Here is a 12,486-nt window from a genome sequence, read left to right on the forward strand (position 1 = left end):
GGCTTACCAGCGCACCGGCTCTCCGGGCGCCGCCGGCTCCACCGCCAGCGCATGCAACCCCGCATCCAGTTCAGGTTTCAGAAGCTCCGTGATCGCCCGGTGACGCGCCAGCCGTGTCATGCCGGCGAACGACGCCGAGACGATCCTGACCCGCATATGGGTCTCGCCAGCCCCCGTGATGTCGGGGTGATGACCGGCATGCAGGTGGCTTTCGTTGATGACATCAAGCCGCTCCGGCGCGAATGCCGCGTTGAGCTTTTCTTCGATGGAGGATTGAACTGTCATGAGCCGATCTTGCTGCCTTGCGAAAAAGGTTCCCACCAAGCCAGCAACATTCCCGTTTGTCAATTCTTGTCCTCACCTATTCTGAGCCCCATAATTAGCGCCGTCATGAGACTTGATTCCAAATATTTCGACCGCATCCGCACCCGCCGCAAACGCGAGCAGGAACCAGAACAGGCTCCCCCGACCTGTCAGTGGGACGGCTGCGACAAGAAAGGCGCGCATCGCGCGCCTGTCGGCCGCAATGCCGAGGGGCAGTTCTTTCTTTTCTGCTTCGAGCACGTCAAGGAATACAACAAGGGCTACAACTATTTCTCCGGCCTCTCGGACGGCGAGATCGCGCGCTACCAGAAGGAAGCGATAACGGGCCACCGCCCGACCTGGACCGTCGGCGTCAACAAGTCGGCTAAGGATAGCCCGATCCAGTCGGATATCCGCTCCGGCGCCTACACCCGCGTTCGCGACCCCTTCGGCTTCGTCAAGGAAAACAAGAGCAGCGGCCCGCGCTTTCCCGAACAGCGCAAGCTGAAGAGCCTGGAGGCCAAGGCCTTCGACACCATGAACCTGGCGGCCAACGCCACATCGGCCGAGATCAAGAGCCGATACAAGGAACTGGTGAAGAAGCACCATCCCGACGCGAACGGCGGCGATCGTGGTTCCGAAGAACGCTTCCGCGCCGTGATCCAGGCCTATCAATTATTAAAGCAGAACGGTTTTTGTTAATTCCCGTCCTTGCTCTTGGTCTTCAATCGGGTATGGTCCAAATCGGCTGAGGCCGCAGGCAACCGCGGCACCCGTTTTCGCGTTTGTCTCACAGGCGCCTCGGCCACTTCCGGACGCGGCGTTTCTTGTCCGGGACTATCGTCAAGAATGCTCGCAGGCGGTGATCAAGTCGTCCCCGAGGTTTCGTTTCAGTCCCGGAGAAGCATCGCCGACGTTCAGACATGAGCGCGTGGGATACCCGCGACGCCATGATCGCGAAACGAGCTGAGACAGTATGGCAGGGTGTCGGCCACCCGCCTTGGAGACATGATGAGCAAGATTGACCTTGATATCTCGGAACTTCCGGACACCACCGTTTCCGTCAGGGAGGTCTTCGGCATCGATTCCGACATTCGCGTTCCAGCCTACAGCCAGGGCAGCGCCTATGTTCCGGATCTCGATCCCGACTATCTCTTCGATCGCGAAACCACGCTCGCCATCATCGCCGGCTTCGCTCATAATCGCCGCGTGATGATTTCCGGCTATCACGGCACCGGCAAGTCCTCGCATATCGAGCAGGTCGCCGCCCGCCTCAACTGGCCCTGCGTGCGCATCAACCTCGACAGCCACGTCAGCCGTATCGATCTCGTCGGCAAGGACGCCATCGTCGTCAAGGATGGCCTGCAGGTCACCGAATTCAAGGACGGCATCCTGCCCTGGGCCTACCAGCACAATGTCGCGCTCGTCTTTGACGAGTACGACGCCGGCCGCCCTGATGTCATGTTCGTCATCCAGCGCGTTCTGGAATCCTCCGGCCGCCTGACGCTGCTCGACCAGAGCCGCGTCATCCGCCCGCACCCGGCCTTCCGCCTGTTCGCCACCGCCAACACGATCGGCCTCGGCGACACCACCGGCCTCTATCACGGTACGCAGCAGATCAACCAGGCGCAGATGGACCGCTGGTCGATCATCTCGACGCTGAACTACCTGCCGCACGAACACGAAGTGAACATCGTCGCCGCCAAGGTGAAGAGCTTCGGCAAGGACAAGAACGGCCGCGATACCGTCTCCAAGATGGTCCGCGTCGCCGATCTCACCCGCGCCTCGTTCATGAACGGCGACCTCTCGACCGTCATGAGCCCGCGTACCGTCATCACCTGGGCCGAGAATGCCGAGATCTTCGGTGACCTCGCCTTCGCCTTCCGTGTCACCTTCCTCAACAAGTGCGACGAACTGGAGCGTCCGCTGGTTGCCGAGCACTATCAGCGCGCCTTCGGCGTCGAGCTGAAGGAAAGCGCCGCCAACATCGTCCTGGAGGCCTGAGGCTAACGGATCATGGCAGCGCGTGGTGACAATTCGAAAGCAAAGCCCGGTGCACCCGTCGACGTGGAGCCGCTGCGCCGGGCGATAACCGGCAGCGTGCGCGCCATCGCCGGCGACGGCGAGGTCGAGGTGACCTTCGCCAACGAGCGGCCGGGCATGACCGCCGAGCGCATCCGCCTGCCGGAACTGTCCAAGCGTCCGACGATGCACGAGCTCTCGGTCACCCGCGGCCTCGGCGATTCGATGGCGCTGCGTCTCGCCTGCCATGACGAGAAGGTGCACGCGACCATGGCGCCGCAGGGCTCCGACGCCCGCGCCATCTTCGACGCCGTCGAGCAGGCGCGCGTGGAATCGATCGGCGCGCTGCGCATGGAAGGCGTCGCCAGCAATCTGCGCTCGATGACCTCGGAAAAATACGCCAAAGCCAATTTCTCCGGCATCGAACGCAAGGAAGACGCGCCCGTCGGCGAAGCCGTCGCCATGATGGTGCGCGAGAAGCTCACCGGCGAGAAACCGCCGGAATCAGCCGGCAAGGTGCTCGATCTCTGGCGCTCCTTCATCGAGGACAAGGCCGGCAAGGATCTCGAGAACCTGACCGGCGTCATCAACGACCAGCAGGCCTTCTCCAAGGTCATCCGCAACATGCTCACGGCCATGGAAATGGCCGAGGAGTATGGCGACGACGACAGCGATCCCGACGCCGACGACCAGCAGGACGAGGAAGACAAGCCGAGCGGCGAAGACCAGAACGACGACGATGTCGAGGACGATGCCGGTTCGGATGCAGCCCCCGTCGAGGACAGCCAGGTCGCCGACGAGCAGATGGAGGACGGCGAGACCGAAGGCGCCGAGATCTCCGACGACGACATGCAGGAAGAGGGCGAGGACGACAGTGAGACGCCGGGCGAGACCCGCCGTCCCAACACGCCCTTCGACGATTTCAACGAGAAGGTCGACTACCACGTCTTCACCGAGGAGTTCGACGAGACGATCACCGCCGAGGAACTGTGCGACGCCGCCGAGCTGGAGCGCCTGCGCGCCTTCCTCGACAAGCAGCTCGCCCACCTCCAGGGCGCCGTCGGCCGCCTCGCCAACCGCCTGCAGCGCCGCCTGATGGCGCAGCAGAACCGCTCCTGGGATTTCGACCTGGAAGAGGGCTATCTCGATCCGGCCCGCCTGACGCGCCTGATCATCGACCCCACCCAGGCGCTCTCCTTCAAGAAGGAGCGCGACACGCAGTTCCGCGATACGGTCGTGACGCTTCTGATCGACAATTCCGGCTCCATGCGCGGCCGCCCGATCACCGTTGCCGCCACCTGCGCCGACATTCTCGCCCGCACGCTGGAGCGCTGCGGCGTCAAGGTCGAAATCCTCGGCTTCACCACCAAGGCCTGGAAGGGCGGACAGGCCCGCGAACAGTGGCTCGCCAATGGCAAGCCGCAGACGCCGGGCCGCCTCAACGACCTGCGCCACATCATCTACAAGTCCGCCGACGCCCCATGGCGCCGCTCGCGCACCAATCTCGGCCTGATGATGCGCGAAGGCCTGCTCAAGGAAAACATCGACGGCGAGGCGTTGATGTGGGCGCATAACCGCCTGATCGCGCGGCGCGAGCAGCGCAAGATCCTGATGATGATCTCCGACGGCGCGCCGGTCGACGATTCGACGCTGTCGGTCAATCCGGGCAACTATCTGGAGCGCCACCTGCGCGCTGTCATCGAGCGCATCGAGACCCGCTCTCCGGTCGAGCTCCTCGCCATCGGTATCGGCCACGACGTCACGCGCTATTATCGCCGCGCGGTCACCATCGTCGATGCCGACGAGCTCGCGGGCGCGATGACCGAACAGCTGGCCTCGCTCTTCGAGGACCAGGCGGCGCAACCGCGCGGCGGACGCGCCCGCCGCGCCGGTTGATCGCGCATGATCGTTTCGCGGCTCGTTCGTCGGCAGATCGCTCGAGCGGCAATGATCCTCGCCGTCCTGGCGGCGGGCATGCCGCCGGCGCTTGCCGCGGACGGCGCGAAGGTCGACAGCCGCATCATTTCCGACTTCAAGATCGGCTCGAACGAAACCAGGTTCGGGCCTTTTGAATTTCTCGGCGGACTGGAGATAGTCTCGTCCAATCGCCTGTTCGGCTCGATGTCCTCGATCCGCTTCAAGGAGGACCCGGCACGGTTCGTCGCCGTGCTGGACACCGGCCACTGGATGACCGGCCGTGTCGAGCGCGATGCCGCGGGCAAGCTCTCGGGCCTCGCCGATGTCGAGATCACGCCGATGCGCGACCGCGCCGGCAAGACCTTCGAGGGCAAGGGCTTCATGGACGCCGAGGGGCTCGCGCTGGCGAAGGATCGCGTACTGGTCTCCTTCGAACAGCTGCATCGCGTCGATAGCTATCCCGATCCCGGTTTCGAAACCTCCCGCGCCATCGAGGGAAAGACGATCCCCTTCCCCCGCAGCGTGCTGCGCGCCAATCGCGGCTTCGAGACGATCGCCGTGGCGCCCGCGTCGAGCCCGCTGAAGGGCGGCACGCTGATCGTCGCCGAACGCAGCCTGGACGATGATGGCAATGCCTACGCCGCCATTCTCGACGGCCCGCTGAAGGGCACGCTGGCGCTCGCGCATTACGGCGACTTCGACGCCACCGACGGCACCTTCCTGCCCAATGGCGACCTTTTATTGCTGGAGCGCCGCTTCAACATGGCCGCGGGCGTGGGGATGCGCATCCGCCGCATCAAGTCGGCCGATATCAAGCCCGGCGCCGTGATCGACGGCGAAATTCTGCTGCAGGCGGATTTCGGCTACCAGATCGACAATATGGAAGGCATCGACGCCTTCACCGCCGCCGATGGAACCATCCGTGTCGTCCTGGTCTCCGACGACAACCACTCGATCCTGCAGCGCAGTCTGATGCTGGAATTCCGGCTGGTCGAGTAGACGGCCTCTATCTCGCCCGATCAGCCGTCTTGCTGTAGATTGCGGGCCGGGGAGACGGGGATGAAGAACCGGGCCGCAACGCGACGACGAACCAGGACGCGCAAGGCGACGAGCGGCCTCCTGCTGCTGATCGCCGCCTATCTGCTGCTTGCCTATGTCGTCCTGCCTGAGATGTGGATCCTGCGCGACGAGGGCCGCGTGGTTCAGTTCGGCCCGATGGTGACGACCACGGAGCAGGATATCCCCGGCGATCCCATCAATGTCGGGCTGGTGGGGACGAAGGAACAGGTCATCCGCGCCTTCGCCGCCGCCGGCTGGGACCCGGCCGACAAGATCACGCTCAAGACCTCGGCCGAGATCGGCCTCAGCGTCGTCCTCGACCGGCCCGATCTCGATGCGCCGGTCAGCCCGCTCAAATTCGAGGGACGCAAGCAGGATCTCGCCTTCGAGCAGGCGGTCGGCACCAGCGCCGACGAGCGCAATCACGTCCGTTTCTGGATGACGAAGGAGGTGGCGAAGGACGGCCGGCCGATCTGGCTGGGCTCGGCGAGCTTCGACCGCGGTGTCGGCTTCAGCCACGACACCGGGCAGATCACCCACCATATCGGACCGGATGTCGACGCGGAACGGGACCTGACAATCGGCGATCTGATGAAAGCGGGCCAGTTGTCGTCGACATACGAGATCCCCGGCATCGGCGCCACCAGGACCGGCCGCAACGGCGGCGGAGACCCCTATTTCACCGACGGCAAGGCGCTGGTTGGGGTCATCAGCGAAGGGAACGGCACCCGCAAGTAAGGGGGTGCCGTCCACATCGATTGTGGGCTGGCTCAGCCGGCCGCGCGGGCGCCCTGCATCGGCCTGAGAACGCTCATCAGCGCACCGTAGGGCAGAAGCATCACGAGACCGACCAGCAGCTTCACCCAGAAATCGCCGATCGCCCAGGAAATCCAGCGCGGCGCCTCGGCGGCGAAGACGCCGAGAACAGGCGAGGCCTCGAGCGCGAACGGCTCGTTCGGGCCGAGGAAGACGAAGACGGCAGCGAACGACAGCGAGAAGAAGATCACCGTATCGAGCATCGAGCCCAACAGGGAGCCGATCAACGGCGCGCGCCACCAGGCCTGCCGACGCAGCCGGTTGAACAGCGCGATATCGAGCAACTGGCCGGCGAGATAGGCCGTGCCCGAAGCGATCGCGATACGCGGCACAGAGGTGAAGAAGGAGAGCGCCACGCCGACGAGGAAGCCGGCGAACACCACCTTGCGCGCCGCCTGCGGTCCGAACTGGCGATTGGTGAGATCGGTGATCAGGAAGGCGACCGGATAGGTGAATGCACCCCAGGTCAGGAGGTCGGCGAGATTGACGCCGGCGACCGTGACGTTCAGCGGGAACTGCACGAGGAAGTTCGACGAGACGACGACCAGCGTCATCAGGGCGACGTAGATAATGATATAGCGCGTCTGAAGCATTTTTTTATCCTGGGGTATGCCACCAGCTGGAGGGACGATCCGGCAAAGCAAAAGGCTTGAACGGGATTATCCGTGCAAGCCTTTTGAAGCCGTATAGCTAGACGACGGTTATTGCTTAGGCAGCAACAGCCGTTTCAGCGGTCTTCTTGACGATCTGGCGGCGCAGCAGACGAGCGCGCATCGACAGTTCGTTTTCGCTTGCCTTGATCAGGAAAGCATCGAGACCACCGCGATGCTCGACGGTACGCAGAGCAGCAGCCGAAACGCGAAGACGGTAACGCTGGCCGAGCGCGTCGGAGATCAGCGTAACCTGGCACAGGTTCGGGAGGAACCGGCGCTTGGTCTTGTTGTTGGCATGGCTGACATTGTTGCCAACGAGGACTGCCTTGCCGGTCAATTCGCACATGCGGGACATGGGACACCTATTCTTGTTTTTCTCGGCCATAACTGCCCGCCCGCGCAAAACGGACTTGCAATCCAACAGGCCATGATTGGAAAGTTGCGGTTCTATAATCAGACAGACCGCGCGCGTCAAGCCAAACCTTGGTCTTTCCGGCGATTCCCTCGAAAAGCCTCGCAATTCCGTCAAAAAGCTTGTGTTCTCTCAAGGCCGCGACAGGCGTATAGACGGCATCTCGTGATCTGACCAGCGCACCGAACAAGGTTGAATTCATGGCTCACTGGAGCAAACGCATTCTCATCTCCGCCCTGGCGGGCCTGATGGCCGTGCCGGCGGGCGCCGCCGAGGTCGTGCATCGCACGGAGTACAAGGTCGCGCTCGGCATCATCACCATCGCCCGGGCCGCCTTCATGACCCGTATCGAGGATAACAAGACCTATAGCGTTTCCGGCGACATCAGCTCGGCCGGCCTCGCCGACCTCGTCACGACCATCTCGGCCACGACCAGCGTCGATGGCCAGCTGCGCGGCAACCGCATGCAGGCGACCCGCTATCTCCTCTATTACAAGAGCGGCAAGCGCGCCCGCACCTACGATGTCCGCTACACCAACGGCAACATCACCTCCTCGACGATAAAGCCGCCGCGCCAACCGCCGAAGAACTGGGTCGACGTGCCCGCATCCGACATGCGCGCCGTGCTCGATCCCATTTCCGGCCTGATCTTCCCGGCCGACACCAATGTCTGTGCGCAGAAACTGCCGATCTACGACGGCGAGATGCGCATGGACCTGGTACTCTCTCCGAGCGGATCGAAGGATTTTTCCACGCAAGGCTTTTCCGGCAAGGCGACGGTATGCAACGTCCGCTTCGTGCCGCGCTCGGGCTACAAGAAGGGCCGCAGCGACATCGAGTACCTGAGCAAGAGCAGCCGCATGGAGATCTGGTTCGCCAAGGCCGACTCCGCCAACGTCTTGGCGCCAGTCTTCGTGCGTATCCCGACCCAGTACGGCCCGGTGACCATCACCGCGGTGAAATACAGCGCAAGCTGACGCAGCAGCCCGGCCTCGCCGCCAAGCGGCGCCCCTTCACAAATGAAGGGTGCGGCAAGCCATGCCGCACCCTTGTTCTCGATATTGATCCTGACGATCTCTGGCGACAGCGCCGGTCAGCGCATCGCGATGACCATCTTGCAGAGCTTGACGAGGCTGCCGTCGAAGCCGCCGCCGGCCAGGATGTCCTTGCACCGAACCTTCATCTTCGCCCGATCGCCAGCCGAAAGGTCGTTGAACGCCTGAAGCTGCCTGTTGTTCAGGCCGTTGCGTCCGTTGCTGCCGTTGGTACCATTGTTGCCGTTGGTCGGGTTGGTCGGGTTGTTCGGGTTCTGCGGATCATCGGTACCCGGCAGGCCGAGATTGAGGTTCAGCAGCGTGTTGGTACCGAGAGCCACCTTCGCTTTCGCCCCCAGAAGCCCCGAACCGCCCACATTGGCGTTCACGCCCGTGTTGAGCCCACGCGATCCGCCGACGCTGGCGGTATTGCTGACGCCGAGGCCGCCACGGGAACCACCACCGACGGATGTGTTGGTGCTGACACCGCCGGAGCCGCCGACCGACGCCGAGACGCCCAGACCACCGCTTGAGTTGCTACCGACGTTTGCATTCACGCCGCTGGCGCCGCCGACCGATGCGCTTGCAACAGAGCCGCTGCCGCCGACGGTGGCATTCACGCCGCTGGCGCCGCCGAGCGAGACGCTGAGCCCGTTGCTGGTCCCGATGCTGAGTCCGTTGCTGCCGCCGACGTCAAAGGCGCTCGCGGGCAGCGGAGCCAGCAAAGCGGCGCAACTTACGGCCAGAACAGCGTATTTCGATGCATTAAAGTTCATTCCAACCTCCACGAGATGCTGCCGGAGCCCAATGCCCAGGCAGTCGAAACCAATGAAGGGAAGCGCGCATTCCCGAAGCGGCGGTCTGTAACCGAAAGTGGAAGCCAGCCCGCCTCTACATGAAAACAAGAATATGCGTAAATTCTAACATTTCAATGTATTTCGCGCATAGGTTTTGTAAGCCTTTTAAAACGGATAACATATGATGAATAGCTAATGCAAAATACGTGCACAACCGGAGACATATGCCTCCGTAAATGGGACGGATTGCAACAGGATGAGACGGCCAGGTGGAATAAGGCGAAACAGGGGCGGGCGATGTGTACCCGTTCTGGAATATAAGCGCCGATTTATGCAATTATAGATATGCATTTCATCGTTTACATCGCGCGCCAAAATGAAACGGCCGGCACCGCATGGAAGCGATGCCGGCCGTCTCGTTCATTCCGGTATGACGATCAGAATTCTTCCCAGCTGTCAGCCGCGGGCGCCGCCATTCCGTGCGCCCTGGCGACCCGCGAGACAAGATGCAGCGCCGGCGAGCTCTGCGCCGCCCTGGACTGCGGCCTGACCGCATAGGCCTCGCTCAGCTTGAACTGCGCCAACAACCCGCGAAGCGCCTCGGCTTCCGCCGCCAGCTTGTGGCTTGCCGCCGTGCTCTCCTCGACCATCGCCGCGTTCTGCTGCGTGGACTGGTCGAGCTGGTTGACCGCCTGATTGATCTCCTTCAACCCCGTCGCCTGCTCCCTCGAGCCTTCGACGATCGCCGCGACATTGACGTTGATGTCGTTGACCTGGCTGACGATGGTCTCCAGCGCCTTGCCGGTCTGCCCGACCAGGTCGACGCCGTTGCGAACCTGCTCGCTGGACTTGGTGATCAGCGACTTGATCTCCTTTGCGGCACTTGCCGAGCGCTGCGCCAGCTCGCGCACCTCCTGCGCCACGACGGCGAAGCCCTTGCCCGCCTCGCCCGCGCGCGCCGCCTCGACACCGGCGTTGAGGGCGAGAAGATTGGTCTGGAACGCGATGTCGTCGATGACGCCGATGATGTTGGTGATCTCCCGGGACGACTGCTCGATCTGGCCCATCGCCGCCACCGCGTTGCGCACCACCTGGCCGGATTGCTCCGCTCCCTGCTTGGTCTGGGACACCAGCTTGCCGGCCTCGTCGGCGCGGTAGCTGGAATCGTTGACCGTCGTGGTGATCTCCTCCAGCGCCGCCGCCGTCTCCTCGACGGACGCCGCCTGCTGCTCCGTGCGCTTCGAGAAGGAATCGGCCGTCGCACCGATCTCGCGGGAGCCGGCCGCGATCGCATGCGCGTTCTCGCCGACGGTCTTCATGGTCTCCGAGAGCCGCGCGATCGTCGCGTTGAAATCGTGTCGCAGCTGCTCCATCGATGGTACGAAGGCGGCATCGACCGTCTTCGTCAGATCGCCTTCCGAGAGACCGCGCAGCGCCTGCCCGAGCAGGCTGATGGCGCTCATGCGCTGCGTCACGTCGGTGGCGAACTTCACCACCTTGTAGACCCGGCCATTGGCGTCGGTGATCGGGTTGTAGGCCGCCTGAATCCAGATTTCCTTGCCACCCTTGCCGTAACGGACGAACTCGTTGGCGATGAACTCGCCGGCCGCCAGACGGCGCCAGAAGCTGGCATAGTCCTCGGTGCGCGCATAGGACGGCTCGCAGAACATGCTGTGATGCTTGCCCACGATCTCATTCAGCGAGTAGCCGAGACCGTTGCAGAAGTTTTCGTTGGCCGTGATGATCTCACCTGTCGGCGTGAATTCGATGACCGCCTGCGAACGCGAGATCGCGTCCAGCTTGCCGGCATCCTCGACCGCCTTGTTCTTCGCATCCGTGATGTCGGAAGCGAGCTTCACGACCTTGAATGGCTTGCCGTGCTTGAAGACCGGATTGTAGGAGGCCTGGATCCATATCTCCCGGCCACCCTTGGCCAGCCGCTTGTAGGCCCCCGCATCGTATTCGCCACGGCCGAGCCGGGCCCAGAAGTCGCGATACTCCTGCGATGCGGCCAGCGCCGGTTCGCAGAACATCGCGTGGTGCTTGCCGACGATCTCGGAAAGATCATAGCCGAGAGCATTGCAGAAATTCTCGTTCGCCTTCAGCACGTTGCCCTTCAGATCGAACTCGATGATTGCTTGCGATTTTGAAATCGCGCCGAGGATATATCCCGCATCAGATGCCAGACCGAACATTCCCGTCCCCTTTGCCTGCGACGCCATCCACTGGCGTTGCGTCTTGTTGAAAGAGACATCGGGGAACGCGCGTTTCCGACAAAGTATGGGCAAATCCTGAGGGAAAATAACAACTATCTCAGATCGCAATCACCGAAGCTCTCACAACCGATGATCATTCCGCGAGAGTTAATGTTCAGTATACAACGAATATCTAATTTAAGGTTGCATCCCTGTGAAAACTCATAGTGTATTTCTTATATTTCAAGGACTGCCTCACCCGCCGACGACCCGCCAATGAAAAAGGGCGCCACCAGGACGCCCTCTTCAAACATATCCAATTTTCAGGCCCTAACGGCTTACTCCGAAGCAGCGTCTGCCAAGGCTGGCGCTTCGCCGGCATCGCCTTCACCAGCCGCTTCGCCTTCGCCACGACGCGGACGACGGGGACGCGGGGTAGCGGCGCGACGGCGCGGCTGGCGGGTCGTTGCCGCACCGCTTTCCTCGTCCATCGACACTTCGGCCGGAATGCCTTCGATATCAGGCTGCGGGCCGGTACCGTCGATCACTTCGGGCTGGGCGGCTGCAACCGGTGCCGGGCGCTCTTCGCGGCGGCGGGGCTGGCGAGCCGGGCGCTCTTCGCTGCGGGGCTGCTCCTCGGCGCGCGGCTGCGGCTGGGGCTGCTCTTCGCTGCGCGGCTGCTCGTCGTTCTGACGGCGCGGCTGCTCTTCGTCGCGGCGCTGGCGCTGCTCGTTGTTGAAGCGGCGCTCGTCCGAACGGCGGCCCTGCTGCTCGTCGTTCTGACGGCGCGGCTGCTCATCGTTGTTGCGGCGCTGCTGGTGCTCCTGCTGCTGGCGCGGAGGCTGAACGACCACGACGTCGTCGTTGTCGCCGCCATCCATTTCGTCGCCATCACGCTCACTGCCGTCGCGGTCGAATTCGCCGCGGTCGTCGCGCTGGAAGCGTTCCTGCATCTGCGCCTGTGCGGCGGCAATGATGCGGTAGTAGTGTTCGGCGTGCTGCAGGTAGTTTTCAGCCATGACACGGTCGCCGGAGCTCTGCGCGTCGCGACCGAGCTGCGAATACTTTTCGGCGATGTGCTGCGCGGTGCCGCGGATCTTCACGTCTGGGCCGGAGCTGTCGTAGGTCCGCGTCAGCGGGTTGCCGCCCTTGCGGTTGAAATTGTTGTTATTGTTATTGTTATTTCCGCCGCCGCCGCCGTTGTTGTTGGTACGCCCGCGACCGCGTTTGTTCTGCTGTCCTGGCCTCATCGATCGTTCACCTGAATTCTCTGTTTGT

General features: G+C 62.9%; 12 protein-coding genes. 6 read left to right on the plus strand and 6 right to left on the minus strand.

All coding sequences use genetic code 11. From position 1 onward, the window contains the following. Nucleotides 1–3: 3 nt before the first annotated feature. Complete coding sequence (locus GGQ67_RS19070; RefSeq protein WP_183901714.1) at nucleotides 4–285, minus strand: BolA family protein; 282 nt, start codon at nucleotides 283–285, stop codon at nucleotides 4–6. 105 nt (nucleotides 286–390) lie between these two features. On the opposite strand from GGQ67_RS19070, the gene GGQ67_RS19075 reads away from it, so the two are divergent. The 5 genes from GGQ67_RS19075 to GGQ67_RS19095 all read left to right on the plus strand — a co-directional run bounded on the left by GGQ67_RS19075 (nucleotide 391) and on the right by GGQ67_RS19095 (nucleotide 6,039). Further along, nucleotides 391–1,005, plus strand: coding sequence for a J domain-containing protein (locus GGQ67_RS19075; RefSeq protein WP_183901715.1), 615 nt, complete (start codon nucleotides 391–393; stop codon nucleotides 1,003–1,005). Between the two features lie 309 nt (nucleotides 1,006–1,314). Continuing rightward, on the plus strand, nucleotides 1,315–2,307 hold the full coding sequence (gene cobS / locus GGQ67_RS19080) for a cobaltochelatase subunit CobS (protein ID WP_018901558.1): 993 nt from the start codon (nucleotides 1,315–1,317) through the stop codon (nucleotides 2,305–2,307). Nucleotides 2,308–2,319: 12 nt separating this feature from the next. After that, nucleotides 2,320–4,221, plus strand: a complete 1,902-nt coding sequence (gene cobT / locus GGQ67_RS19085) for a cobaltochelatase subunit CobT (RefSeq protein WP_183901716.1) — start codon at nucleotides 2,320–2,322, stop codon at nucleotides 4,219–4,221. Nucleotides 4,222–4,272: 51 nt separating this feature from the next. Continuing rightward, a complete protein-coding gene (locus GGQ67_RS19090; RefSeq protein WP_246400244.1) occupies nucleotides 4,273–5,241 on the plus strand; it encodes an esterase-like activity of phytase family protein in 969 nt (322 codons plus the stop codon). A 60-nt stretch (nucleotides 5,242–5,301) separates the two neighbouring features. After that, complete coding sequence (locus GGQ67_RS19095) at nucleotides 5,302–6,039, plus strand: LssY C-terminal domain-containing protein (protein ID WP_183901718.1); 738 nt, start codon at nucleotides 5,302–5,304, stop codon at nucleotides 6,037–6,039. 32 nt (nucleotides 6,040–6,071) lie between these two features. Here the strand turns inward: GGQ67_RS19095 and GGQ67_RS19100 are convergent, their stop codons facing one another. Beyond that, entirely contained in the window at nucleotides 6,072–6,710 is a 639-nt protein-coding gene (locus tag GGQ67_RS19100; RefSeq protein ID WP_183901719.1) for a queuosine precursor transporter, read from the minus strand. A gap of 115 nt (nucleotides 6,711–6,825) precedes the next feature. After that, a complete protein-coding gene (gene rpmB / locus GGQ67_RS19105) occupies nucleotides 6,826–7,125 on the minus strand; it encodes a 50S ribosomal protein L28 (protein ID WP_026283561.1) in 300 nt (99 codons plus the stop codon). A 257-nt stretch (nucleotides 7,126–7,382) separates the two neighbouring features. Here rpmB and GGQ67_RS19110 point away from each other — a divergent pair, with 257 nt between their 5' ends. After that, nucleotides 7,383–8,159: a DUF3108 domain-containing protein gene (locus GGQ67_RS19110; protein WP_183901720.1), complete on the plus strand. Its 777-nt coding sequence runs from the start codon at nucleotides 7,383–7,385 to the stop codon at nucleotides 8,157–8,159. A 116-nt stretch (nucleotides 8,160–8,275) separates the two neighbouring features. Here the strand turns inward: GGQ67_RS19110 and GGQ67_RS19115 are convergent, their stop codons facing one another. The 3 genes from GGQ67_RS19115 to GGQ67_RS19125 all read right to left on the minus strand — a co-directional run bounded on the left by GGQ67_RS19115 (nucleotide 8,276) and on the right by GGQ67_RS19125 (nucleotide 12,458). Further along, on the minus strand, nucleotides 8,276–8,992 hold the full coding sequence (locus GGQ67_RS19115; RefSeq protein WP_183901721.1) for a hypothetical protein: 717 nt from the start codon (nucleotides 8,990–8,992) through the stop codon (nucleotides 8,276–8,278). 458 nt (nucleotides 8,993–9,450) lie between these two features. Continuing rightward, nucleotides 9,451–11,208 (minus strand): methyl-accepting chemotaxis protein, encoded by a 1,758-nt coding sequence (locus GGQ67_RS19120; RefSeq protein WP_183901722.1) that lies wholly within the window; start codon nucleotides 11,206–11,208, stop codon nucleotides 9,451–9,453. Between the two features lie 338 nt (nucleotides 11,209–11,546). Continuing rightward, on the minus strand, nucleotides 11,547–12,458 hold the full coding sequence (locus tag GGQ67_RS19125; RefSeq protein ID WP_183901723.1) for a DUF4167 domain-containing protein: 912 nt from the start codon (nucleotides 12,456–12,458) through the stop codon (nucleotides 11,547–11,549). Nucleotides 12,459–12,486: the final 28 nt, after the last annotated feature.

Source organism: Rhizobium metallidurans (genome assembly GCF_014196505.1).
In the GTDB taxonomy this organism is placed as follows: domain Bacteria; phylum Pseudomonadota; class Alphaproteobacteria; order Rhizobiales; family Rhizobiaceae; genus Rhizobium; species Rhizobium metallidurans.

Bases quoted from the DNA above. Each gene is read 5' to 3' on its own strand.
- GGQ67_RS19070 (WP_183901714.1), bottom strand. From the start codon at position 285: ATGACAGTTCAATCCTCCATCGAAGAAAAGCTCAACGCGGCATTCGCG.
- GGQ67_RS19075 (WP_183901715.1), top strand. From the start codon at position 391: ATGAGACTTGATTCCAAATATTTCGACCGCATCCGCACCCGCCGCAAA.
- cobS (WP_018901558.1), top strand. From the start codon at position 1,315: ATGAGCAAGATTGACCTTGATATCTCGGAACTTCCGGACACCACCGTT.
- cobT (WP_183901716.1), top strand. From the start codon at position 2,320: ATGGCAGCGCGTGGTGACAATTCGAAAGCAAAGCCCGGTGCACCCGTC.
- GGQ67_RS19090 (WP_246400244.1), top strand. From the start codon at position 4,273: ATGATCCTCGCCGTCCTGGCGGCGGGCATGCCGCCGGCGCTTGCCGCG.
- GGQ67_RS19095 (WP_183901718.1), top strand. From the start codon at position 5,302: ATGAAGAACCGGGCCGCAACGCGACGACGAACCAGGACGCGCAAGGCG.
- GGQ67_RS19100 (WP_183901719.1), bottom strand. From the start codon at position 6,710: ATGCTTCAGACGCGCTATATCATTATCTACGTCGCCCTGATGACGCTG.
- rpmB (WP_026283561.1), bottom strand. From the start codon at position 7,125: ATGTCCCGCATGTGCGAATTGACCGGCAAGGCAGTCCTCGTTGGCAAC.
- GGQ67_RS19110 (WP_183901720.1), top strand. From the start codon at position 7,383: ATGGCTCACTGGAGCAAACGCATTCTCATCTCCGCCCTGGCGGGCCTG.
- GGQ67_RS19115 (WP_183901721.1), bottom strand. From the start codon at position 8,992: ATGAACTTTAATGCATCGAAATACGCTGTTCTGGCCGTAAGTTGCGCC.
- GGQ67_RS19120 (WP_183901722.1), bottom strand. From the start codon at position 11,208: ATGTTCGGTCTGGCATCTGATGCGGGATATATCCTCGGCGCGATTTCA.
- GGQ67_RS19125 (WP_183901723.1), bottom strand. From the start codon at position 12,458: ATGAGGCCAGGACAGCAGAACAAACGCGGTCGCGGGCGTACCAACAAC.